The organism is Virgisporangium aliadipatigenens (assembly GCF_016863615.1).
GTDB lineage: Bacteria > Actinomycetota > Actinomycetes > Mycobacteriales > Micromonosporaceae > Virgisporangium > Virgisporangium aliadipatigenens.
Window position 1 is genome coordinate 14,014 of record NZ_BOPF01000020.1, and the last position, 21,694, is coordinate 35,707.

24 protein-coding genes are annotated in these 21,694 nt (G+C 73.0%); 12 read left to right on the plus strand and 12 right to left on the minus strand.

Translation table 11 applies throughout. The features are described from left to right. Window positions 1–2: 2 nt before the first annotated feature. Window positions 3–842, minus strand: coding sequence for a S1 family peptidase (locus Val02_RS25690; protein ID WP_203901771.1), 840 nt, complete (start codon window positions 840–842; stop codon window positions 3–5). Window positions 843–942: 100 nt separating this feature from the next. Beyond that, entirely contained in the window at window positions 943–1,356 is a 414-nt protein-coding gene (locus tag Val02_RS25695; protein WP_203901772.1) for a MarR family winged helix-turn-helix transcriptional regulator, read from the minus strand. A gap of 83 nt (window positions 1,357–1,439) precedes the next feature. Between Val02_RS25695 and Val02_RS25700 the strand changes: the two genes are divergently transcribed. The 3 genes from Val02_RS25700 to Val02_RS25710 all read left to right on the plus strand — a co-directional run bounded on the left by Val02_RS25700 (window position 1,440) and on the right by Val02_RS25710 (window position 4,415). Beyond that, the gene (locus Val02_RS25700; protein ID WP_203901773.1) at window positions 1,440–2,210 is read left to right on the plus strand and encodes an alpha/beta fold hydrolase; all 771 of its coding nucleotides are present in this window, start codon (window positions 1,440–1,442) and stop codon (window positions 2,208–2,210) included. A gap of 44 nt (window positions 2,211–2,254) precedes the next feature. Continuing rightward, on the plus strand, window positions 2,255–3,886 hold the full coding sequence (locus Val02_RS25705) for an alpha/beta hydrolase (protein WP_203901774.1): 1,632 nt from the start codon (window positions 2,255–2,257) through the stop codon (window positions 3,884–3,886). A gap of 163 nt (window positions 3,887–4,049) precedes the next feature. After that, window positions 4,050–4,415 (plus strand): MerR family transcriptional regulator, encoded by a 366-nt coding sequence (locus Val02_RS25710; protein WP_203901775.1) that lies wholly within the window; start codon window positions 4,050–4,052, stop codon window positions 4,413–4,415. 12 nt (window positions 4,416–4,427) lie between these two features. On the opposite strand, the gene Val02_RS25715 is transcribed toward Val02_RS25710, so the two are convergent. Then, a complete protein-coding gene (locus Val02_RS25715) occupies window positions 4,428–5,192 on the minus strand; it encodes an MEDS and STAS domain-containing protein (RefSeq protein ID WP_203901776.1) in 765 nt (254 codons plus the stop codon). Window positions 5,193–5,282: 90 nt separating this feature from the next. Here Val02_RS25715 and Val02_RS25720 point away from each other — a divergent pair, with 90 nt between their 5' ends. Then, complete coding sequence (locus Val02_RS25720; protein WP_203901777.1) at window positions 5,283–5,927, plus strand: hypothetical protein; 645 nt, start codon at window positions 5,283–5,285, stop codon at window positions 5,925–5,927. A gap of 49 nt (window positions 5,928–5,976) precedes the next feature. On the opposite strand, the gene Val02_RS25725 is transcribed toward Val02_RS25720, so the two are convergent. Continuing rightward, the gene (locus Val02_RS25725; RefSeq protein ID WP_203901778.1) at window positions 5,977–7,320 is read right to left on the minus strand and encodes a hypothetical protein; all 1,344 of its coding nucleotides are present in this window, start codon (window positions 7,318–7,320) and stop codon (window positions 5,977–5,979) included. Between the two features lie 18 nt (window positions 7,321–7,338). After that, a complete protein-coding gene (locus tag Val02_RS25730; RefSeq protein WP_239153328.1) occupies window positions 7,339–8,013 on the minus strand; it encodes an O-methyltransferase in 675 nt (224 codons plus the stop codon). A gap of 56 nt (window positions 8,014–8,069) precedes the next feature. Here Val02_RS25730 and Val02_RS25735 point away from each other — a divergent pair, with 56 nt between their 5' ends. Genes Val02_RS25735 through Val02_RS25750 form a run of 4 tightly spaced genes read left to right on the plus strand, consistent with a single transcriptional unit; the run spans window position 8,070 to window position 10,693 of the window. Beyond that, window positions 8,070–8,651, plus strand: coding sequence for a TetR/AcrR family transcriptional regulator (locus Val02_RS25735; protein WP_203901779.1), 582 nt, complete (start codon window positions 8,070–8,072; stop codon window positions 8,649–8,651). A gap of 43 nt (window positions 8,652–8,694) precedes the next feature. Then, the gene (locus Val02_RS25740; RefSeq protein WP_203901780.1) at window positions 8,695–9,858 is read left to right on the plus strand and encodes an MFS transporter; all 1,164 of its coding nucleotides are present in this window, start codon (window positions 8,695–8,697) and stop codon (window positions 9,856–9,858) included. Window positions 9,859–9,863: 5 nt separating this feature from the next. Further along, entirely contained in the window at window positions 9,864–10,274 is a 411-nt protein-coding gene (locus Val02_RS25745) for a hypothetical protein (protein WP_203901781.1), read from the plus strand. Between the two features lie 23 nt (window positions 10,275–10,297). Then, window positions 10,298–10,693, plus strand: a complete 396-nt coding sequence (locus Val02_RS25750) for a hypothetical protein (protein ID WP_203901782.1) — start codon at window positions 10,298–10,300, stop codon at window positions 10,691–10,693. Here the strand turns inward: Val02_RS25750 and Val02_RS25755 are convergent. Further along, on the minus strand, window positions 10,659–12,107 hold the full coding sequence (locus Val02_RS25755; RefSeq protein ID WP_203901783.1) for a cryptochrome/photolyase family protein: 1,449 nt from the start codon (window positions 12,105–12,107) through the stop codon (window positions 10,659–10,661). The genes Val02_RS25750 and Val02_RS25755 overlap by 35 nt on opposite strands. Window positions 12,108–12,164: 57 nt before the next feature. On the opposite strand from Val02_RS25755, the gene Val02_RS25760 reads away from it, so the two are divergent. After that, window positions 12,165–13,019, plus strand: coding sequence for a glycoside hydrolase family protein (locus Val02_RS25760; protein ID WP_239153329.1), 855 nt, complete (start codon window positions 12,165–12,167; stop codon window positions 13,017–13,019). On the opposite strand, the gene Val02_RS25765 is transcribed toward Val02_RS25760, so the two are convergent. The 4 genes from Val02_RS25765 to Val02_RS25780 all read right to left on the minus strand — a co-directional run bounded on the left by Val02_RS25765 (window position 13,009) and on the right by Val02_RS25780 (window position 16,441). Next, window positions 13,009–13,830 (minus strand): aldo/keto reductase, encoded by an 822-nt coding sequence (locus Val02_RS25765; protein ID WP_275415610.1) that lies wholly within the window; start codon window positions 13,828–13,830, stop codon window positions 13,009–13,011. The two genes, Val02_RS25760 and Val02_RS25765, sit on opposite strands and share 11 nt — an antisense overlap. Before the next feature lie 16 nt (window positions 13,831–13,846). After that, window positions 13,847–14,062: a hypothetical protein gene (locus tag Val02_RS25770; RefSeq protein ID WP_203901784.1), complete on the minus strand. Its 216-nt coding sequence runs from the start codon at window positions 14,060–14,062 to the stop codon at window positions 13,847–13,849. A 66-nt stretch (window positions 14,063–14,128) separates the two neighbouring features. After that, window positions 14,129–15,760, minus strand: coding sequence for an Hsp70 family protein (locus Val02_RS25775; RefSeq protein ID WP_203901785.1), 1,632 nt, complete (start codon window positions 15,758–15,760; stop codon window positions 14,129–14,131). A 3-nt stretch (window positions 15,761–15,763) separates the two neighbouring features. Continuing rightward, complete coding sequence (locus tag Val02_RS25780) at window positions 15,764–16,441, minus strand: hypothetical protein (protein ID WP_203901786.1); 678 nt, start codon at window positions 16,439–16,441, stop codon at window positions 15,764–15,766. 105 nt (window positions 16,442–16,546) lie between these two features. Here Val02_RS25780 and Val02_RS25785 point away from each other — a divergent pair, with 105 nt between their 5' ends. The 3 genes from Val02_RS25785 to Val02_RS25795 are packed head-to-tail and all read left to right on the plus strand — an operon-like array spanning window position 16,547 to window position 19,679. Beyond that, the gene (locus Val02_RS25785) at window positions 16,547–17,545 is read left to right on the plus strand and encodes a Bug family tripartite tricarboxylate transporter substrate binding protein (protein WP_203901787.1); all 999 of its coding nucleotides are present in this window, start codon (window positions 16,547–16,549) and stop codon (window positions 17,543–17,545) included. Beyond that, on the plus strand, window positions 17,542–18,132 hold the full coding sequence (locus tag Val02_RS25790) for a tripartite tricarboxylate transporter TctB family protein (protein WP_203901788.1): 591 nt from the start codon (window positions 17,542–17,544) through the stop codon (window positions 18,130–18,132). Before Val02_RS25785 ends, Val02_RS25790 begins: the two co-directional genes overlap by 4 nt. Beyond that, window positions 18,120–19,679 carry a tripartite tricarboxylate transporter permease gene (locus Val02_RS25795; protein WP_239153330.1) on the plus strand — a complete coding sequence of 520 codons (1,560 nt, stop codon included), beginning with the start codon at window positions 18,120–18,122 and terminating at the stop codon, window positions 19,677–19,679. The genes Val02_RS25790 and Val02_RS25795 overlap by 13 nt, the downstream gene beginning before the upstream one ends. On the opposite strand, the gene Val02_RS25800 is transcribed toward Val02_RS25795, so the two are convergent. Both Val02_RS25800 and Val02_RS25805 read right to left on the minus strand, forming a co-directional pair. Next, entirely contained in the window at window positions 19,621–20,580 is a 960-nt protein-coding gene (locus tag Val02_RS25800; RefSeq protein WP_203901789.1) for a TIGR03621 family F420-dependent LLM class oxidoreductase, read from the minus strand. The genes Val02_RS25795 and Val02_RS25800 overlap by 59 nt on opposite strands. A gap of 9 nt (window positions 20,581–20,589) precedes the next feature. Next, a complete protein-coding gene (locus Val02_RS25805) occupies window positions 20,590–21,672 on the minus strand; it encodes an FAD-dependent oxidoreductase (RefSeq protein ID WP_203901790.1) in 1,083 nt (360 codons plus the stop codon). Window positions 21,673–21,694 lie beyond the last annotated feature (22 nt).

Genomic DNA, 21,694 nt, shown 5'->3' on the forward strand with positions numbered 1-21,694 from the left:
CTCTACAGCCTGGCGGCCGCCGCCTTGATGTCGTCGGCGAACGAGGAGACCTGCGTGTACACGCCCGGGAAGTCCGCCCGCGCGCACCCGTTGCCGAAGCTCACGATGCCGACCTGCACGAACCGGCCGTTGCCGAGGTCACGCACCATCGGGCCGCCCGAGTCGCCCTGACAGGAGTCGATCTCCTTGGTCAGGAACCCGGCGCACAGGTGCGCGTTCGCGTCGTAGACGAACCCGGCCGCCTCGTAGTTCTGCTCGCAGGTGGCGTCGGTGACCGAGGGAACCTCCGCCTTGCGCAGGAACCGCTTCTGGCCGCCACCCTCGGCCGAGGCGCCCCAGCCCATGATGTCGAACCGGCCCTTGTCGTTGTCCGCGTTCTCGGCGATCGGCAGCGTCGGCAGGTCGATCGCCCGCTGCAGCTTGATCAGCGCCCAGTCGTTGACCAGGGCGAACGACGTATTGCTCGACTGGAACACCAGATCCGGTGCGATCGTGATGGACGTCGAGCGCACCACGATCCGGTTGGGATCCTGGAGGTCGACCGTGCCGGCCGTGGCGGTGATGGTGGTCTCCGGCCCGTTGCCGAAGTCCGTGACGCAGTGCGCCGCCGTCAGCACGATGTCCTGCTCGAACAGCGCCCCGCCGCAGCCCATCGAGAGCCGCACCATCCACGGGAACTCGTTCGCCTCGGCGCGGTTGCCGCCGACAATCTTGGTGCTGACGTCCGGGTCCGGCTGCGTCATCGCGTTGGCCGTGCCCAGTGCTGTTGCGAGACCCGCGACGACGGCGGCTGCGATCACGCCACGCCGCAGCAGCCACGCCTTGCGCGACCGACCACCCATCCCATTTCCTCCCCAAGCTTGAACTTGTCTGCTGGGGTACGGATGGGACCGGCGTTTCACTCTGCACGAAAGCGAAACTTCAGGGGCAAATCCTGTGCGTTTAAGGCTCCCTGAGCATCGCGTCGAGGATTTCGCCGAGTGTCTCGCGCTGCTCCGCGCTCAGCGGCGCGAACGACCTCCGCAGCGCCGCGCTGACCCGCTTCTGCCCGTCGGCGCGGATCGACTCGCCCCGTTCGGTGATCCGGTGCTTGACGGCGCGCCCCGGGCCGGGGACCCGTTCGATGAGCGCGCGCTCGACCATGCGCGCCGCGAGCGTCCCGAACGCCTGCTCGGTCTGGAACGTCAGCGCGGCCAGTTCGCGCAGCGACGCGTCGGGGTGCCGGTGCAGGTGGCGCAGGACGTCCCACTGGACGAGCGAGACGCCGAGGTCCGCCAGTGCGGCGGTCAGGGCGCGGTGGTGGCGGTGCTGCAGGCGCTTGACGGACAGCCCGAGTTCCTCGACGGTGCGGCTCACGTCAGGAGCATACCCACGGTTGTTTAGCCACGCCTCCTTAACCACGCTTGTTTAACTAAACATGTTGAGTTACGGTGAACGGCATGACGATCACCACTTACGACGTTCCACCGGCCACGCTCACCGTCGACGAGGTCGGCGCGGGACGGCCGTTCCTGCTGCTGCACGGGGGCGCGGGGCCGGTCTCGTTCCTCGGGTTCGCGGCGCGCCTCGCGGCCGAGCGGCCGGCGCGGGTGCTCACCCCGACCCTCCCGGGGTGGAACGGCACGCCCCGCCCGGCCGAGATCACCACCGTTCGGGACCTGGCGCGGCTGCAGGTCGGGCTGCTCGAGCACCTCGACCTCACCGGCGTCACCGTGGTGGGCAACTCCATCGGCGGGTGGCTGGCCGCCGAGATGGCGCTGCTGGCCAGTCCGCGCGTCTCCGGCGTCGTCATCATGAACGGCGTGGGCCTCGACGTCCCCGGCCATCCCGTGGCGGACTTCTTCGCCCTGAGCCTGGACGAGCTGACCGACCTGTCCTACGCCGACCCGGACCGGTTCCGGCCGGACCCGTCGACGTTCAGCGACGCGCAGCGGGCCGCCATGGCGGGCAACCGGGAGGCGATCGCGCTCTACGCCGGGCGCACGATGGCCGATCCGACCCTGGCGACCCGGCTGTCCACAGTGGACGTCCCGGCCATGGTCCTCTGGGGACAGTCGGACCGGGTGGTCGACCCGGAGTACGGGCTGGCGTACGCCGCCGCCATCCCGACGGCGAGCCACGTCCCGCTGGAGCACACCGGGCACCTGCCGCAGCTCGAGAGCCCGGAACGGACGATCGAGGCACTGTGGGAGTTTTCCCAGAAACCGTAGCGTCCGGCTCGCGCCCCCACATTTGCCTCCTAAGGTTCGGGCGCATGAATCGACCACACCGCATATTCGCGCTGATAACGCTCTTCTCCGTACTGGGTGCGCTGCTCTCCGCGCCGGCCGCCGCGGCTGATCCGCGCACGGCCGATGAGCGGCAGGTCGACGGCGTAGCGGCGCCGAACATCGACTGGAAGGCGTGCGGCGACTTCGCGCCCGGGTTCGACTGCGCGACCGTCGCCGTCCCGCTGGACTACGACCGGCCGGAGGGGCCGAGCATCTCGCTGGCGCTGACCAGGATGCCCGCGACGGACCCGGCGCACCGCATCGGTTCCGTCTTCATGAACCCGGGCGGGCCGGGCGCCTCGGGCGTCTCCTACCTGTGGCGGTTCATCGACCGGATGTACCCGCCGGCCGTGCGGGCCCGGTTCGACATCATCAGCTTCGACCCGCGGGGCGTCGCGCGCAGCACGCCGTTGCAGTGCTTCGCCACGCCCGAGGACGCGGCGGCGGTGCTGACGCCGTTCCCGTTCCCCTACACCGCCGACGAGGAACGCCAGTGGCACGAGGCCGACCGGGCCTACGCGGACGCATGCCGGCGCACCGCCGGGCCGATCATCGACCACATGTCGACCGCGAACGTCGCCCGCGACATGGACCTGCTGCGCCGCTCGGTCGGTGACGCGCGCATGACGTTCGACGGGGGCTCGTACGGCTCCTACGTCGGCGCCACCTACGCGAACATGTTCCCGTCGCGGGTGCGCGCGGTCGTCATCGACGGCATCATCGACCCGGTCTCGTTCGCGACCGGGCGGGGCCACGAGGCGCGGTACCTGCCGGTCGACGTGCGGCTGCGCAGCGACCAGGGCGCCTACGAGTCGCTGCTGCAGTTCTTCGCGCTGTGCAAGGCCGGCGGCCCCAACTGCGCGTTCTCCGACGGCGACCCGAAGGCCCGGTACGACGCGCTCGCCCAGCGGCTGCTCGCCGCGCCGGCGCAGCTGCCCGAGGGGCCGTACACCTACAACGACCTGGTCTGGGACACGCTCGGCGCGCTGTACGACGAGAACGCGTTCCCCGAACTCGCCGAACTGCTGCAGGCGCTGGACACCGGGGCCGACCCGGCGGCGGCGAGGCGGTCGCTGCGCGCGGACGTTCCCGAGGAGCTGCCGTACCCGCAGGTCATGGAGGGCCTCATCGGGGTGACGTGCGTCGACACCGACAACCCCGACAGCCCGGCCCTCTTCGCCGCGGCCGCCCGGGACGCCGACCGGAAGTGGCCGTACTTCGGCCGCGCGTGGGGCTGGACCAGCAGCATGTGCACCGAGTGGCCGGGCCGCGACACCGACCGGTACGCGGGGCCGTTCAACCGGCGCACCGCCAACGACGTGCTCGTCGTCGGCAGCCGGTACGACCCGGCGACCCGCTACCAGGACGCCGTGAGCACGGCGGCGATGCTGCCCCGTTCGACGCTGGTGACCATGGAGGGCTGGGGGCACACCGCGGCGTCCGGGTCGTCCTGCGTGGACGCGATCGTGGCGCGGTACCTGCTGGAGGCCGTCGCGCCGGCGGTCGACACGACGTGCCAGCCGGACAAGGTGCCCTTCGCCGAGCCGGCCGTCCGCAGCGCGTCCCCGGACGGCCCGGCGCACTTCGGCCCCCCGACGGTCCGCCGGACCCGCTGACGACACCACTCAAGCGGCGGCCTGAAGATCGTTGCTCCTGCTGTGACAGCCTCATCGGCGTGTCGCGTCACAGCAGGAGCGAGGATCTTGCGCCGCCGTCTCGGCTACGCTAGAACCTGACGCTGACGTCAGATGCAAGCTCTTCCCCGTAACGGAGGACACGGTGCGGATCGGTGAACTCGCCACGAAGACCGGCGTCAGCGTGCGCGCGCTGCGCTACTACGAGGAGCAGGAGCTGCTGGGGGCCGTTCGCAGCGGCGGGGGGCAGCGGCACTACGCCGACACCGCCGTCGAACGGGTCGAACTCATCCAGCTCCTCTACGCCGCCGGCCTGTCCAGCCGGACCGTTCGGGACCTGCTGCCCTGCGTCGACTCGGGCGTCAGCACGCCGCAGTCCCGCGCGGTGCTCGCCGGCGAACGGGACCGCATCGACCGCCAGATCGCCGAACTGACGCGGGCCCGCGAGAAGCTCGACACCATCATCGCCGCCACCAGCGCGCCGAATCCGGCCTGCCCCTACGTCAACTGAGCGGGCCGCGGATCACCTGAGGACCAGGCCCGGGTGGCCGCCCGGCCAGCCCACCTCGAGCACGCGGCGCAGCAGCGGCGACGCCCCGCACAGCACCAGCCGCCCGGCCGGGTGCCGCCGCGACGCCGCGCGCAGCAGCACCCGCGTCGCCGCCGCGTCGCAGAAGCGCAACTGCGACACGTCGATGCGCACCTCGCCGGTCGGCGGCATGGTCGACAGCGCCAGCTGCAGGTGGTCGGCGTTGCACAGGTCCAGCACGCCGGTCATCCACCAGCCGCCGGCGCCGTCCGGATACGCCCCGTCGCCTCCGGCGCAGCCGCGCGGGCGGCGCAGCGGGTGCACGAAGTCGAGCAGCGCGGCCAGGTCCGGGGCCACGCTCGACAGGTCGTAGCCGCACATCACGACGAGGGGCGCGCGGGCGATCAGGCCGTCGGCGACCAGTTCGTAGCGGGCGAAGTCGCGCCCGACCAGCGAGGTGGTGTCGACCGCGATCCGCACGCCGGTGTGGCCGCCGGCCACGGCGTCGTCGACGAGCCGTTCGATGATCTCCAGGCGGTTGAGGGCGCCGGCCCGCAGCTCGGTCACCCCGTCCAGATCCAGCGGTCCGTCGCCGGTCCCGGCCGCGAGGTAGAGCAGCCGTTCGCCCCGCTCCTGCCCTTCCCGGAGGAACGTCGTCACGGCCCCGCGCCACGACTCCGACCCGAGATACGGCCACGACAGGTGATCGTGCCGCCCACAGCCGGACGGCACGGCCACGGGTCCGGTCCGTCTCGACACGGTCATACCGTAGTGCACATCGGTCACGGACATTGCAGTGCGTCGTTACCGTGTGCATCGTCCCCGATGTCTCCGCCTTCTGGAGGAGTGATGGCCTACCCCGGCGACCCTGCCCAGCAGCAGCCGCAGCAGTACTACCAGGACGGGGCCGGTTATCCCGCGCAGCCCGCTCCCGGCTACCACGACCCGAACTTCCCGGCCAGCGGCCCGCCCGTCTCCGGTACCCCGTACTCGGGGGTGCCGTACTCCGGCCCGCCGATGGCGGTGCAGCCGATCAGCGGTCCGGTGACGGGCCCCGGCCCCGGGCCGGCGACACCGGGCGGCGGCCGCAACCAGTCGACGGTCGTCTTCGCCTCGTTGACGGTGCTGCTGTTGCTGGTCACCGCAGTTCTCGGCGTGCTGTACGGCACCAAGTCCGGCGACTACAACGACGAGAAGAGGACCGTGGCGGCCCGCGACGCCGATCTGGCCGGCACGCGTTCCGACCTGGAGAAGACGAAGGCCGACCTGGAGAAGACGAAGAAGGACCTCGATGCGGCGAACGCCGCGCTCAAGGACTCGCAGACCGACGCCGACGAGTTGAAGCGCCAGAAGCAGGTGATCGCCAACTGCATCAACCTGCTGATCGAGGCGGGTCGCGCGCAGTCGGCCGGGGACACGGCGACGGCGGCGGCCAAGGACGCCGAGGCGGACAAGGTCTGCGACGAGGCGTTCAGGCATCTGGGGATCCGATAGCCGGGATCCGTGTGCGGTGCTCCGGGACGGCGGCGGTGCCCCGGAGCACTCACACGAGCGCGCCGGTCAGCACGTCCAGCGCGTCGTTGAGCGCGGCGGCGTTCGCCGTGCTGCCGACGCCGCCGTCGTAGCGGCCGATCTCGCCGAGGATCCGCGGCGTGCTGCGCCCGCAGCCGCACGGCGAATGGTCCACGGTCACCCGGTCGCCGGTCACGAAGCCGCCCCAGTGGTGTTCGGCGGTCAGGTCGTGGAACGCCGCCCGCCCGGTGCGCACCCCGTCGCGCGGTAGCGCCGCACCCGTGCGCGGGTCGAGCAGGAACGGCACGATCCACGGTTCGAGGTGGTAGCCGTGTGCGTGGCAGCGCGGGTGCAGCGCGACGGCCTCTAACGCCGTGTACCGCGGCCGCAGCGCCGGCACCCCCGCGAAGCGCGCCACCCGGTGCTCCCAGCGCTCGCGCGGGACGCCGTTCGTGCCGCCGCACGCCGGCAGGATCACCGACTCGGCCCCGAACAGGTTGCCCTTCCCGCCGTCGGCGAGGTCGTTGAACGCGTCCCACCGGCCGAGCACGGCGACCCGCACGCCGCGCAGCGTGTCCGCCAGCCGGCCGAGGAAACGTTCGACCGCCGTGGGGTCCCGCAGCGCGGCGAACTCCTCCAGTCGCGCGGCCGGCGCGGGCGACACCTCGACCGGCCCGCCCTCGGCCGCGCGCAGCCGTCCGGCGAGGTGCACCAGGTCGGCGCTGAGCGTGCCCGGGTACAGCGCGTGGAACCGGTCGGGTGTGCCCGCGACGTGCCGGGCCAGGGCGGTGGCGTGCCGGCCGAGGCCGGTGCGGGCGCGCGCGAAACCCGGCCAGACCACGTCGACGCCGGTGCGGTCGCCGGCCGGCAGGACGTCGAGCCGGAGCACCTCGTGGACCCGTTCGTACTGCGTCGCCGTGTGCGGGACGAACGCCATCGTCCCCGAACAGTCGGCCGAGTGCGCCACGCGCAGCTCGGTGCGGGTGTCCAGGAGGTCGAGCCACGCGTCGATCGAGTCGCAGCCCGACGCGTCCACTGTGGACAGGTCCACCGTCGTCAGGCCGGCCAGCCACTCGGTGAGCAGGTCGAAGCGCCCCTCGCGGACAGCTTCCGCCGGGTAGGAGGCGTAGGTGCCGGTCGGGTACAGCAGCGGAGCGACGTCGTCGAGCCGTTCGACGTCGCGAACGCCGTGCGCGTCGGCCAGCGCCGCGAGCGCCGGCACCCGCTCGCGCAGTTCGCGCAGGCGCAGCCGGACGGCCGCCAGGTGCAGGTCGGCCAGTTCGGCCGGGTCGAGCGTGTGCATCGCCTCCCGGTCGGGTCCGAAGTGGACCGCGGGCTCCGTGGCGAACCGGCGCAGGTCGGCATCCGAGTACATTCGACCGATCGTAGTTACTCAGACACTTAGCGTGTCCTGATTCGCGGCACGGCAGCTGATCTCCATCCCGTCCTCGACCGGGAACGCCGTGCTGACGTAGCCGTTGGCGGGATCGCGCACGTATGCCAGGTACTGCGCGGTCGCGGCCATCTCGATGTCGTCGCCGATCACCAGCGCCCCCGGCGCGAGGCGCGGCTCCAGCAGGCACAGCACCGTCAGGTACAGGTCCTTCCAGCCGTCCAGCAGCACCAGCCCGATCGGCCCGGGAACGTCGCGCAGTGTCTCGCGGGCGTCGCCGGCCACGATGTCGACCCATGCGTCGAGCCCGGCCGCCGCCAGGTTGGCCCGCGCGTGCGCGATCTTCGTGGCGCTCAGCTCGGTGCTGTACACCCGCCCGGCCCCGTTGTCGCGCACGGCGGCGGCGAGGTACAGCGTCGAGATGCCGTACGACGTGCCGAACTCCACCACGGTCTGCGGCCGGGTGGCGCGCACCAGCGAGTAGAGCAACTCCCCGCCGCGCGCCGAGATGGGCATGTAGACGGATTCGAGCGCGTCGGCACGTTCGCCCGCGCTCGACGCCTCGAACGAGCCGCCGGCGTACGGCCCCACGGGCACCTCGGCGTCGCGGGCCGCCGCGTCGAAGAGCCGGTCGAGCAGGTCGCGCACGGGCGGCTGGTGCAGTGTGATCGTCATGCCGGCCACGCTAGACGCAACGTTGCGTCTTGTCTAGCTCCGGGTATCCTGCCGCCATGCCCGCGCTCCACCACGGCAACCGCCACGGCCGCAGCGAACAGGCCCGCCGCTCCGTGCTCGAGGCGGCCGACGACCTGCTCGCCGAACGCGGGTTCGCCGCGCTCACCGTCGAGGGCATCGCCGCCCGGGCCGGCGTGTCGAAACAGACCATCTACCGCTGGTGGTCCTCGAAGGTCGACATCCTGCTCGACACGCTCGCCGACGACATGGCCCAGATGCTCACCCCGCCGGACTACCGCGACCTGCGCCGCGACCTGTCGGAGCACCTGCACCGCGTCGCGCGCTTCCTGACCGAGTCGGACGCCGGGGCCGTGTACCGCGCGCTGGTCGGCCAGGCGCAGCACGACCCCGCGCTCGCCGCCCGCCTGCGCACCGACTACCTGAGCGAGCAACGCGCCCGCGACCGGCTCCCGCTGCTGCGCGGCATCGAACGCGGCGACCTCCCCGCCGGCACCGACGTCGACGTCGCGATCGACCGGCTGTTCGGGCCGCTCTACCTGCGCGTGCTCGTCACCGGCGAGCCGGTGCCGCGGGCGTTCACCGACCGGCTCGTGGACGCGTACCTCGCCGCGCCGTAATCCCGGGCGCGCCGGCAGCGGCGGCGGGTACGGTGGCCCGGCCATGTCATCGAGTTCCACCGGCGTTCTCGCCGTCGCCCGCGCCGCCCAGGTCGCCCGCCTCCTCGCCGCGAGCACGATCGGCCGCATCCCGTTGGGCGCCGCGCCCGTCGCACTTCTTCTCTTCGCGCGGGAACGCTGGTCGATCGGCGCCGCCGGCCTCCTCGTCGGGGTGTACACCGTCGGGTTGGCCCTCGGCGGCCCGCTGCTCGCCCGCGGGGCCGACCGGTGGCGGCAGCCGCCCGTGATGGTCGCGGCGGGGTCGGTCTCCACGGTCGGCTTCGTGGTGCTCGCGACGCTGCCGGTGCCGTTCGCGGTCGCGGCGGTCGCGGCGCTGCTGGCGGGTGCGGGTGCGCCGCCGTTCGAGGCGGGGCTGCGGGTGCTGTGGCGGTACCTGCTGCCCGAGGAGCAGGTGCGGGTGGCGTACTCGCTCGACATCGCCCTGCAGGAGCTCATCTTCATCCTCGGGCCGCTCGTCGCGGTGGGCGCCGTCGCGGTCGGCGGCACGGGCGCGGGCCTCTGCGCGACGGCCGCGTGCCAGCTGGTCGGGACGGTGTGGTTCGTCTCGACGCCGGCCGTTCGGGCGTGGCGCGGCGAGCGGGCCGAACGCCACTGGGCCGGCCCGCTGCGCTCCCCCGCGCTGCGCCTGCTGCTGTGCGCCGTGCTGCTCGTCGGGGCCGGCATCGGCACGCTGCCCGTGGCGGTCACCCGCTTCGCGGAGGCGGCCGGCGACCGTTCGTGGTCCGGCTGGCTCCTCGCCGCGAACGCCACGGGCGCGCTCGTCGGCGGGCTGGTCGCCACCCGGTTCGCCATCACCCGGCGGCACCTGCCGTGGCTGGGCGCGTCGCTCGCGCTCGGCTACGCGCCACTGCTGCTGACGCCCGCGCCGGTGCCGATGATCGGGCTGACCCTCCTCAGTGGACTGTCGCTGCCGGCGCTGCTGACGGCGACGTTCGTGACGGTCGACGAGGTGGCGCCGGCCGGCACCGCGGCGGAGGCGTTCGCCTGGGTCGCGACGGCGTTCACCGCCGGTTCGGCGATCGGCGCGGCGGTCGACGGCGCGATCCTCGACCGGAACCCGGCGGTGGCCGTCGGGTTCGTGCTGGCGCCGGTGAGCGTGGCCGCCGGCGCCGTCCTGTACCGGATCCTGGCCGCCCGGTTACAGTGACGCACGTGGATTTTTTCACGCGGCGAACGTTCGCACTCCTGGGCATCGGCGGCACGGCGGCCGCCTGCGTGGTGCCGTGGAGCCACTACGCCGGCCTCTACACCGTGCTGCGCCTGCCGCTGTGGGGAGTGTGGCTCGCGACCGCCGCCGTGCTGCACGCGGTGTCGCTGCTGCGGCTGGTGCGCGACGCGCCGTGGATCCGGCCGGCGGGCGTGGCGCTCGGGTTGGCCACCGTCGCCGCCGCCCTCCTGGTGCAGCGCGGCTACGACGACGGAGCCGCGCTCCACGGGCCGGTCGTGCCGCTGGTCCGGGCGCACCCCGGCTTCGGCATCGCCCTCGCCGCGCTGGGCGCCATGTTCGCGACGGGTGCGGCCGCTGTCATGGAACGCGCCGCGTCGGACGGCGGGCCGCGCTGACGCGTGCGCTAGGGTGTCGGCCCATGCGTTACTCGCGCCGGCACACCCTCGCCTCCGCGGGCCTCGGCTTCACGGCCGTCGCCTCCATCGCGCCGTGGACCCACTTCCCCGGCGCCTACACGGTGTTCAGCCTGCCGCACTGGAAGCTGTGGGCCGTGGCGGTGCTCGCGCTGCACGCGGTGTCGTTCCTGGCGCAGGAGCGCGACGCCACCGTGATCCAGGCCGGCGGTGGCGTCCTCGGCGTCGCGGGCCTCACGGCGGTGGTGCTGATCGTGCGCGGTTACACCGCGACAGCGGCGAGCTACGGACTGATCGCACCGGAGCGGGAGATCGGGCTCTGGTTCGCCGTCGCCGGCATCGTGTGCGCCGTCGGGGCGGTCTTCCTCAGGGAACCCGTCGCGTCCGCTCGCGCGCGATGACCTCGTCCACGTCGGAGAGCCGTTCGAGGCCGCTCAGGGGCCGGCGCATGCGGTGGTTGTCGGCGAGGCGTTGGGCGTTGCGGGCCAGGAACGCCCAGTAGCCGGCCGTGTACGGGCACGCGTCGTCACCGGTGCGGTGCTTCGGGTGGTACACGCAACCCCCGCAGTAGTCGCTCATCCGGTCGATGTAGGCGCCGCCGGCCGCGTAGGGCTTCGTCGTCATCGCGCCACCGTCGGCGTACTGGCTCATGCCGACGACGTTCGTCACCATGACCCAGGCGTAGCCGTCGACGAAGCAGCGGTGGAACCAGTCGGCGAGCGCACCCGGATGCCAGCCGCGCTGCAGGCCGTAGTTGCCGAGCACCATGAGCCGCGGGATGTGGTGCACCCAGCCGCGGTCGCGCACCCCGGCCAGCACGTCGCGCAGGCACGCGGCGCGCAGGTCGTCGGCCCGCAGGTCGGCGAACCACCCCGGCAGCCGCCCGGTGGCACGCAGCGCGTTGGCGCGCGGGTAGTCCGGCCCGAACCGCCAGTACAGGTGCCACACGTAGTCGCGCCAGCCGAGAAGCTGCCGCACGAAACCCTCCACAGAGGACAGTGGTGCGGCTCCCCGGCGATAGGCCGCCTCGGCGGCGCGCACCGCGTCCATCGGGTCGAGCAGCCCGAGATTGAACGCGGGCGACAGCATCGAGTGCGCCATCCAGGGATCCCGCGCCAGCATCGCGTCCTCGTAGGGGCCGAAGAGCGGAAGGCGTTCGACCAGGAAGTGTCGGAGGCGCGCGGAGGCCTCGGCGGCGGTGGCCGGGAAGAGCCGCGGACCGTCGGCGCCGACGAACCGGATCCCCTCCCGCTCCCACCGGTCGAGGTCGGCCCGCACCTCCGCGTCGATCTCGTCCTCGACGATCGCGGGCGGCGCGGGAGCGTCCAGGCCCGCCCGGGGCGGCGGCTCGCGGTTGTCATGGTCGTAGTTCCACCTGCCGCCCGCGGGCTCCGGTCCGTCCATGAGAACGCCGTGCGCCCGCCGCGCGTGCCGGTAGAAGTCCTCCAGCCGCAGCGCCTTGCGGCCGTCGGCCCACTCGGTGAAGGCGCGCGGGTCGGTGCAGAACCCGCGCGGCGGCAGAACGTGCACAGTGGACAGTGCGCGCACCAGGCGCGCGGCGGGGCGGGACGTCGGGTGGCACACCTCGAGCGGTTCGTCCGGCAGTCCGTCGCGGTACGTCTCGACCTGCCGGAAGAGTGCGCGCGCACCGAGTTCGGCGGCCCGGTGCCGCAACGCCGACAGCACCAGATGCGCCTTCTGCCGGTGGAAGACCCGCCGCCGGAACACCGCCTTCGACTCGATGAGCAGCACCGGCTGCTCGCCATCGTCAAGGAAGTGTTCGCCGAGCTGGTCCGCGAAGAGCCACCGCCGCATGGGTCGACCGTACTGACCGCCGGTTTGGCGCGGGCGCACTTCGGGCAACGAGCCTCCATGGAGGGTCTTCCGCTGCCGGGCTCGGCACCGGCCGCCGTGGTCGTCCCGGCACCCGGGCGGGGCGACGGCTACTGGGCCGGCGCGTCCAGTGTGGTGCACGACGGCGCGGGCGGGTACGCCGCCGGATACCGCGTGCGCAACGGCCACGACGGCCACGACCAGACGGTGCTGGCCCGTTCGGCCGACGGCGAACGCTTCGAAACCGTCGCGGTGCTGGAACGGGAACGGTTCGGGGCGCGCTGGATGCAACGGCCGGCTCTCGTGCGCACCGGCGACGGGTGGCGGCTGTTCGTGTGCTGCGGCGCGCCGGAGAGCAAGCGCTGGTGGATCGAGACGCTGCAGTCGCCCGACCTCGAAGGCTTCGCGACGGCGGCCTCCCGGCGCACGTTCCCGGACGAGGCGGCGTACGGGGTGAAGGATCCGGTGGTGCGGCTCGTCGACGGCACGTGGCACGCGTGGATCTGCTGCCACCCGCTGGACGTGCCGGGCGCCGAGGACCGGATGTTCACGGGGTGGGCGACGAGTCCCGACGGGTGGGACTGGACCTGGCGCGGCACCGTCCTGCGGGGACGGCCCGGCGCGTGGGACGCCCGCGGCGCGCGCCTCACCACGTTCCTCCCGGACGGCCGGGCCGGCTACGACGGGCGCGCCACCGCCGAGGAGAACTGGTTCGAGCGCACGGCCGTCGCGACGCCCACGGGCGACGGCCGGTTCGCCGCCCTGCCGGACTCGCCGGTGGTCGACGCGCGCTACCTCGACGTCCTTGCCCTGCCGGACGGCGGCGTGCGCATCTACTACGAGGCGCGCCTGCCCGACCTGAGCCACGAACTGCGCACCGAACTCATCCGGTGAGCGCGTCCAGCCGCCGGAACTGCTCGTCGTCCAGCGGCAGGTGTTGTGCGGCCAGGTTCTCCGCGAGGTGCTGACGGCCGGCGGTCCCCGGGATCGGCAGCACCACCGGCGAACGCCGCAGCAGCCACGAGAGCATCACCTGGGCGGCGGTGGCCCCGATCTCGCGCGCGACGGCCCCGATGACCGGCGCGTCGTCGCGCCCCGGCGCGTGCACCGGCCGCCACGGCAGGAACGCGATCCCCGCCTCCGTGCACGCGTCGAGCACGTCGTCGTAGTGGCGCTCGAGCAGGTTGTACCTGTTCTGCACGCTCGCGACGGCGGTGATGCCGCGCGCCTCGGCCAGCTGCGCGACCGTCACCTCGGACAGTCCTATGTGGACGATCTTGCCGGCCGCGCGCAGCGCGGCCAGCGTGCCGACCTGGTCGGCGAGCGGCACGTCGGGGTCGACGCGGTGCAGCTGCAACAGTTCGAGCCGGTCGACGCGCAGGCGCCGCAGCGCGCCGTCGACCTGGGCGCGCAACACCTCCGGCCGGCCGCAGATCGCGCCGGGCAGCGCCGGGTCGGCGCCCACCTTCGTGGCGATCAGCAGGCCGTCCGGATACGGGTGCAGCGCGTCGGCGATCAGTTCCTCGTTGGCGCCGCCGCCGTAGAGCAGCGCGGTGTCGATGAGGTCGACGCCGAGGTCGACCGCGTGACGCAGCACGTCGATCGCTTCGTCGCGGCCCGGGCCGGGTGCCGTGTGCAGGTGCATCGCCCCGAAACCGAGACGGTGCACGGTCCGTGTGCCGCCGACGTCGAACGTGAGGTTCACCCCGGCAGCTTACGGGTCAGACGGCGGAACGGGCCGCGATGCCGATCGCGGCGAGGACGACCGCCACGACGGCCCACGCCCAGCCGTGCTTGTCCCCCTTGAGGCCGGCGACGACACCGCAGACGACCGACACCGCCGCCAGCGCCCAGAAGCCGAAACCGAGGAACGCGAAGACGATCGAGGCGATCCGCCACGGTCGGGCCGTGTCCCGCTTGGTCTCCATCATGCTCATGGCGCACTCCCGAAGATCGATGTCCTCAGGGCTTACCCGCATCCCGGCCGGATCATGCGACGGCGCTCAGGATCGGTTGAACGGGTGGTACACCCGCGGCTCCGGCACGTGCGCCACCTGTTCCGGCTTGCTGTTGCGGCCGTGGATGGCCGGCCACGGCCCGACCCGCAGCTGCTGGCTGTGTCCGGCCCCGTCGGTCAGCACGATCCGCCCGTCGCAGTACATGCGGAACAGCACGTCGTGGAAGCCGAACGGCACCGGCACGCGGTCGAGCACCGCCTGCCCGCCGGAGCGGTCGAACCGGATCACGTCCACCGGGTCGCCGGCCGGGGTGGTCACCCGCAGCTCGCCCTGACGCTGCTGGGGCAGGCCGTCGCGGCGGCCGGCGACGCGGGTGAAGTTCGGCTCGGACATGCGCGTCAGCTGGAACATCTCGAACAGCGGCGAGTACGCCTCGAACAGCGGCAGCGCCCCGTCGTCGCCCCAGTGCAGCGTCACGTCGAAGCTCGGCCGGTACAGGTTCACCGCGTCGACGCCGCTCTCGTCGGTGAGCCCCGCGACGACCGCCTCGTCGGCCGGCACCCCCGCGCCGTCGAAGAACTCCGCGTCGGGCAGCATCTCGCGCAGCCGCCGCCGCACGACCGGGATCCGGCTCATCCCGCCGGCCAGCACCACGTAGCGCACGTCGCGGGCCAGTTCGTCGGTGGGCGTTCGCATGATGTCGCTGGTGGAGCCGCCGCGCACGTGTGTCAGGCGGGCCAGCCGCAGCGCGTCCCACACCTTGGTCGCCGCGCGCTCCAGCTGCGGGGCGAACGCCTCCTCGAGCCGTTCGCGGGTGTAGCGGATCGGCGTCACGCGCTGGGAGCCGAAGGCCGCCCGCCGGAACGCGATCGGCGCGCTGTCCTTGACGGAGAGGTCCCGCTTGACGGCGCGCGCCTGGCGCAGGATCTCCGCGTGCGCGTTGTCCGGCTTGCGCAGCCGATCGAGGTCCAGCCCGCAGGCGACCAGCTCGGTGGTGAGGTCGGCGGCGATGGCGTCGTCGAGCGCGTCACCGGCCTCCGGGATGCCGGTCGATGTGAGCACCCGCACCGACGGCGGCCGCCCGCCGACGACGTCGAGCACGGCCACGTCGAGTGTTCCGCCGCCCATGTCGAAGACGAGCACGCGGCCGTTGATCTCCTCCGGCCGCACGTCGCCGCCGGCGATCCAGGCGAGGCCGGCGGCGACCGGTTCCTCCATGAGGTTGACGTCGTCGACGCCGGTCTGCGCGACGACCAGGTCGGTGAGCAGCTGCCGCTGGTCGCGCCGCCACGTGGCCGGGCAGCCGACGCGCAGGTCCCGCTGCCCGGTGAGCGGCAGGCCGCGGGCGCCGGCCCGGGTGGAGATCTCGTGCAGGATCGCCGCGATGACGTCCTCCCGGGAGACCTCGATCCGGTCGTCGCCGGCGCCGAGCGGCAGGGTCCTCTGATCGAACGTGATGGCGCGCTTCACCGAGCGCAGGATCTCCTCGGGGAGGAGGTTCTCGGCGTTCTCCCCGACGACGAGCCGGCCGTCGCGGCGTCCCACGAGCGACGGGAGCCAGCTGCGCGGGTTGCCGATCGGCAGGATCTCCACCGGGTCGGCGGCCCTGCGGCGGGCGATGAGGGCCGTCGTGGTGCCGAAGTCGAGGCCCACCGACGGGTGGCTGTGGCGTCCCATGCCCTACGCCTCGGCGACCTGGACCCGTTGCAGCACAACGGTTTCGCCGGATTCATCGCGCCACGTGTAGCCGGGGCGCACCACGGTCACCGGTCCGCCCTGGCGCGGCACGGAGCCGACGCCGGTGTGCCGTTGCGGGTCGAACGGCACCTCCTCACCGCAGCGGCCGTGCTGCTGGACGGCGAGCGCCTCGACGCGGGTCTGCAGGCGTTCGACGATGAGGTCGGGATCGCCGCTGTTGTAGGCCATCTCCTCGACCTCACCGGCGAGGTCGGCGACGGCGAGCATGCCGTCCAGGCGGGCCTGCCGCAGCCGGGTGCCCTGGAAGCGCCCCTCGTCGGAGGGTGCCGCGGCCGCCGACAGTCCACTGTGGACGATCGCGACGAGGGCGTCCCGCGCGGCGGCCCTGTCCCGGCTGGTCGTCGCGAGCAGCTTCCCGAGACGCGCGAGCGCCTCCGACGGGGTCACCGGATCGGGCGACCACGCGTACGTGACCCGGCTCGGCCGGGTGATGTGCGGATGGAACGCCGCCAGCTTCCGGAACGCCGTCCACGCCCGGTCGACGGCGGCCTCCGCCGCACCGTCCTCGACCAGAAGCCTCTTCAATTTCGCCGCGGTCAGCGGTGCACCCGCATCACGCAGCGCCGCCTCGAACCGCGGCCCGAGCCCAGCGTCGATCACTGTGCACCCCCCGCGCGGAACAACGAGGCACCCGCCTACCGGTTGCGCGTGATCGACATTCACGATTAGGTGAGCTGACCAGTCCTCTCGGAAGAGGTGACGGTCATGAATGTCAAAGGCGTGGCGCCGTTCGTCGCGGCGGCCGTGGCGACCGCGGTGCTGCTGGTCAGCACGGTGGCGAGCAGCGGCGACGAGGGGAAGTCCGACGCGCGGGCGTTCCTGGACGGGCGGCAGCTGCGGATCATGGCGCCGGCCGCGCCGGGCGGCGGCTGGGACCAGACCGCGCGGGAGATGCAGTCGGCGCTGCGCGGCACGGTCGGGCGCACCGAGGTCTACAACGTCAACGGCGCCGGCGGCACGATCGGGCTCAGCCAGTACACCCGGTACCGGGGGCAGCCGACCGAACTCATGGTGATGGGCCTGGTCATGGTGGGCGCCATCGCCAGCAACCACTCGCCGGTGACGCTGTCACAGACGACGCCGCTGGCCCGGCTCACCACCGACTACGAGATCATCGTGGTGCCGACGAACTCCCCGGTGCAGTCGATGCGGGACCTCGTCGCGCGGATGCGGGCCGACCTCGGTTCGGTGTCGATCGCGGGCGGGTCGGCCGGCGGCGTCGAACAGATCCTCGCCGGCCTCGTCGGACGGGCGATCGGCGGCGATCCCGCGAAGGTGAACTACATCGCGCACTCCGGCGGCGGCGAGGCGCTCACGACGGTGCTCTCCGGCAGCGCCACGGCGGCGGTCTCCGGCGTCAGCGAACTGGTCCCCCAGGTGAAGGCCGGCAAGATGCGCGCGCTCGCGGTGTCCAGTCCGCAGCGGTTGCCGGCGCTTCCGGACGTTCCCACGCTGAAGGAAGCGGGAGTGGACGTGGAGCTGGCCAACTGGCGCGCGGTCGTGGCCCCGGCGGGCATCACCGTCGACGAGGAGTCGGCGCTCGAGGACGTGGTGGTCGAGATGACCCGCGGCGACGCCTGGCAGGAGACGCTGCGGCGGCGGGGCTGGGCGGACGCGACGATGGTCGGCCCCGAGTTCGACGCCTTCATGGAGTCGGAGCAGCGACGCATCGCGCAGGTGCTCAAGGAGATGGGGCTGGCGTGAGCGACGAGCGGGTTTCTCTCGTGCATCCGCGGCGCAGCGCCGTCGCGGCGCCGGTGCCGATGATCGCACAGGCCACATTGGACCGTGCGTCGGAAGAGGGGCTGCGCGGGCACCTCGAGCACGACCGCGGGACGCTGCTCGCGACGGCCGCGCTCGGCGCGCTCATGGTGCTCGGCGGGATCGTCGTGCTGGTGAACGCCGCGTCGCTGCGGGACAGCCCGGGGCCGGGACTCGGTCCGGCGGCGGTGCCGACGGTGGTGGGGGTTCTGCTCGCGGCGGTCGGACTCGTGCTCGCCGCGCGTGCCGGCTGGGACCTGCGGCGCGCCACGAAACCCGAGCCGGTGCCGCGGGAACGGGTCGTACGGCTCGCGGGCATGCTGGTGCTGCTGCTCGCGTTCGCGTTCCTGTTGCCGGTGCTGGGTTACGTGGTGTGCGCGGCGTTCCTCTTCACCGGGGCCGCGTTGCTGCTGGGCGCGCCGCGGCCGGCACTCGTCGCCGCCTACGGCTGGACGCTCGCGATCGTCGTCTTTCTCGTCTTCGACAAACTCATCGGGCTCGCCCTTCCCGTCGGGCCGTGGGGGTTCTGATGGACCAGATCGGCTCGCTGCTGGACGGGTTCGGCTCCGCACTCAGCCCGATGAACCTGTTGTGGGCGCTCGTCGGCGTCACGATCGGGACCGCCGTCGGCGTGCTGCCCGGCATCGGCCCGGCCCTCACGGTGGCGATGCTGCTGCCCATCACGTTCCGGCTGGAGGCGTCGAGCGCGCTCATCATGTTCGCCGGCATCTACTACGGCGGCATGTACGGCGGCTCCACGACGTCGATCCTCCTCAACACCCCGGGCGAGACGTCGTCGATGATGTCGGCGTTGGAGGGCAACCGGATGGCGCGCGCCGGGCGCGGTGCCGCGGCCCTCGCCACCGCCGCGATCGGATCGTTCGTCGCGGGAACGATCGGCACGGTCGGCCTCACGTTCCTCGCACCCGTCGTCGCCGACTTCGCGATCACCCGCTTCGGTCCGGAGGAGTACGTCGCGCTGATGGCGGTGGCGTTCGTGACCGTCAGCGCGCTGCTCGGGCCCAGCCTGCTCAAGGGCGTGGCCAGCCTGCTGATCGGGCTCACCGTCGGGCTGGTCGGCATCGACGGGCAGACCGGGCAGGCGCGGCTGGCGTTCGGGGTGCCCGCCCTGTTGGACGGGGTCGAGGTCGTCATTCTCGTGGTCGCCCTCTTCGCGCTCGGGGAGACCTTCGGGCATCTGCTGGCCGGCACGGGAACGTCCACAGTGGAGCCGATCCGCGGCCGGTTCGCGCTCACCGGCGAGGACCTGCGGCGTTCGTGGCCGGCGTGGCTGCGCGGGACCGCCCTCGGCTTCCCGATCGGCAGCCTCCCGGCGGGTGGCGCGGACGTGCCGACGTTCCTCAGCTACAGCCTCGAACGGCGGCTGTCCAAGCACCCCGAGCAGTTCGGCAAGGGGGCCATCGAGGGGCTCGCCGGGCCGGAGGCCGCCAACAACGCCGCCGCCGCGGGCGTTCTGGTGCCGTTGCTGACCATCGGGCTGCCGACGTCGGCGACGGCCGCGGTCATCCTCACGGCGTTCCAGTCGTACGGGTTGCAGCCGGGTCCGCAGTTGTTCTCCGGTTCGGGGGAACTGGTCTGGGCGCTCATCGCCAGCCTGTACATCGGCAACGTGATGCTGCTGGTGCTCAACCTGCCGCTGGTGGGCCTGTGGGCGCGCATGCTCACCATCCCGGCCTACGGCATCTACGCGGGCGTGCTGGTGTTCGCGACGCTGGGGACGTTCGCGGCCGGCGGTACCGTCACGGATCTCCTTGTGCTGTACGGGCTGGGGCTGATCGGGTTGCTGATGCGGCTGGCCGACGTGCCCGTGGTGCCCGCGGTCGTCGCGATGATCCTGGGACCGCTGCTCGAACAGCAGCTGCGCCGCGCGCTCGCCATCTCGCAGGGCGACGCGGCCGTGCTGTGGTCCGGCTGGATCACCAAGGTGCTCTGGGCGGTCGTGCTGCTGGCGCTGCTGTTGCCGCCGCTGCTTTCCTACCTGCGCGCGCGGCGGGCTACTACTTCCCCGCCAGAGCCCGCACCAGCGGAGTCGCCGGCTCCACGCCCCCCAGCATGAACGAGCTGATGCCGAGGCGTTCGCGCAGCTTCGTGAGCTTGTCCACGAGGAACGGCAGCGGGCCGACATAGACGTGCGGCGAGTCGAGCACGTCCTGAACGCTCAGCTCCACACCGGCCGCCTCGCGTGCGCGGTCGACGTACTTGCGCGCCTCGGGCTCGGGATCGTCGGTGATGACGAGCGGTCCGCCGCTCGGGTAGATGTTCAGCTCCAGGTCGGCGAAGCGCTCCCCCGCGGCGTCCCGGATCCAGCCGATCTTCTCCTCGGTGCCGGCGAACGTGAAGCTGTACGGCTCGCTCGCGATGCGTCCGTCGCGCCCGGTGATGGTGCGCGGGGCGAGGCCCACGATGTCGGCCCGCCGCCCGGCCAGGGTCAGCATCCGCTTGCCGCCGCCGCCGATGCACAGCGGCGGGCGCGGGCGCTGCGCCGGCCGCGGCCCGGCGTCGTAGTCGGTGATGCGAAAGTGCGTCCCCGCGTAGGAGAACGGCCCCTCGGCGAAGCACCCCTCGAGGATGTCGATCGTCTCGGTCAGGATGTCGACGCGCACACCCGGCGCGGGGAACGGGATCCCGATGGCGTCGTACTCGGGCTTGTTCCACCCGCCGCCGACCGCCACGTCGAGCCGCCCGCCGGAGAGCACGTCGATCGTCGCGAGCTCCTGCGCGGCCACGGCCGGGTGCCGCAGCCCGCTGTTGAGCACGAACGGCATCACCCGCAGCCGCTCGGTGGTGGCCACGACGGCGGTCAGCAGCGGCAGCGTCGCGTGCAGCCCGACGAGATGGTCCGGCCAGACCAGCCCGGCGAAGCCCGCGGCCTCGGCGCGGCGTGCGTTGGCGACGACGGTGGCGAGGTCGGACCCACCGGTCGGGTCGGCGTTGCCCCAGAACCTGAACGGACGCATGCGCTCACCCTAACCGGTAGATCTTGCACACGCGTCCCACGCGACGGGCTCCTCCCCCGCCACCGCACCGCCGGCGACGGTCGCCACGGCCGCGGCCGCCTGGGCGTAGCCCGTCGACAACAGGAACTCCGGCCCGCCGCTCTTGGCCCCGATCGTGTGGCCGGCCGTGAGGCCGGGATCGGCGTGGTAGCCGGTGGCGTTGACGACGCGGTCCACGTCGAGCGTGCGCTCCCCGTCGGAGACGGCGACCCGGCCGTCCACAGTGGACATCGCGGCGACCGTGAACCCGGTGTGCAGGTCGATCGCGCCCGACGCCACGAACCCGCGCAGCCGCGTGCCGAGCGCGCCCCGAGCGGGAAGCGGGTCCTCGCGCCCGACCCCGTAGGCGCGCGCCGGCGAGTCCGCGCGGATCGCCCACGACACCCGGGTGCCGGGCTCCTTGAGGCGCAACGCCACCAGCGCCAGCAGGGTCGTGGCGGCCGAGTGCCCGGAACCCACGACGAGGGTGTGCCGGCCGGCGAAGCGTTCCCGGTCCGAGCCGAGAACGTCGGGCAGCGCACCCTCGACCACCGGTACCGCGGATGCGACGGGCAGCGGGTTCGGCGTCCGCCACGTGCCCGACGCGTCGATGACGGCGGTCGCGGGCAGCTCCGTCCCGTCGTCGAGGCGCACGGCGCCGTCGCCTGGGTGGCGGCCCAGAGGGCGGGCATTCCGCACGGCGACGACCCGGGCGCCGTAGCGCACGTGCGGCCGCAGCGCCGGCAGGTCGGCCAGCGGCCGCAGGTACTCCTCGACGAGCGCGGCACCGGTCGGCAGCTTCTCGACGCAGGGCTGCGCCCAGCCCGCCGCCGCGAGCAGCCGCCGGGCGGCCGGGTCGACGTCGTGCCGCCACGTCGTGAACAGGCGCACGTGCCCCCATCGGCGGACGGACGCACCCGGCGAGTCGCCCGCCTCCAGCACGGTGAACGGCACGCCCCGCTCGGCGAGACGCGCGGCGGCGGCCAGCCCGACCGGTCCCGCCCCGATGACCAGCACGCGCGCGGCGCGCCGCTCGTGCGGTGGGACGGAGCCGTGCGCTGAACGGGAGGTCATCCTTGTAGCGTAGGTCGGCGTT

Excerpts from the sequence above, each read along its gene's own strand:
- Val02_RS25690 (WP_203901771.1), bottom strand. The coding sequence starts at position 842 with ATGGGTGGTCGGTCGCGCAAGGCGTGGCTGCTGCGGCGTGGCGTGATC.
- Val02_RS25700 (WP_203901773.1), top strand. The coding sequence starts at position 1,440 with ATGACGATCACCACTTACGACGTTCCACCGGCCACGCTCACCGTCGAC.
- Val02_RS25705 (WP_203901774.1), top strand. The coding sequence starts at position 2,255 with ATGAATCGACCACACCGCATATTCGCGCTGATAACGCTCTTCTCCGTA.
- Val02_RS25720 (WP_203901777.1), top strand. The coding sequence starts at position 5,283 with ATGGCCTACCCCGGCGACCCTGCCCAGCAGCAGCCGCAGCAGTACTAC.
- Val02_RS25725 (WP_203901778.1), bottom strand. The coding sequence starts at position 7,320 with ATGTACTCGGATGCCGACCTGCGCCGGTTCGCCACGGAGCCCGCGGTC.
- Val02_RS25730 (WP_239153328.1), bottom strand. The coding sequence starts at position 8,013 with ATGACGATCACACTGCACCAGCCGCCCGTGCGCGACCTGCTCGACCGG.
- Val02_RS25735 (WP_203901779.1), top strand. The coding sequence starts at position 8,070 with ATGCCCGCGCTCCACCACGGCAACCGCCACGGCCGCAGCGAACAGGCC.
- Val02_RS25740 (WP_203901780.1), top strand. The coding sequence starts at position 8,695 with ATGTCATCGAGTTCCACCGGCGTTCTCGCCGTCGCCCGCGCCGCCCAG.
- Val02_RS25750 (WP_203901782.1), top strand. The coding sequence starts at position 10,298 with ATGCGTTACTCGCGCCGGCACACCCTCGCCTCCGCGGGCCTCGGCTTC.
- Val02_RS25755 (WP_203901783.1), bottom strand. The coding sequence starts at position 12,107 with ATGCGGCGGTGGCTCTTCGCGGACCAGCTCGGCGAACACTTCCTTGAC.
- Val02_RS25760 (WP_239153329.1), top strand. The coding sequence starts at position 12,165 with ATGGAGGGTCTTCCGCTGCCGGGCTCGGCACCGGCCGCCGTGGTCGTC.
- Val02_RS25770 (WP_203901784.1), bottom strand. The coding sequence starts at position 14,062 with ATGAGCATGATGGAGACCAAGCGGGACACGGCCCGACCGTGGCGGATC.
- Val02_RS25775 (WP_203901785.1), bottom strand. The coding sequence starts at position 15,760 with ATGGGACGCCACAGCCACCCGTCGGTGGGCCTCGACTTCGGCACCACG.
- Val02_RS25785 (WP_203901787.1), top strand. The coding sequence starts at position 16,547 with ATGAATGTCAAAGGCGTGGCGCCGTTCGTCGCGGCGGCCGTGGCGACC.
- Val02_RS25800 (WP_203901789.1), bottom strand. The coding sequence starts at position 20,580 with ATGCGTCCGTTCAGGTTCTGGGGCAACGCCGACCCGACCGGTGGGTCC.
- Val02_RS25805 (WP_203901790.1), bottom strand. The coding sequence starts at position 21,672 with ATGACCTCCCGTTCAGCGCACGGCTCCGTCCCACCGCACGAGCGGCGC.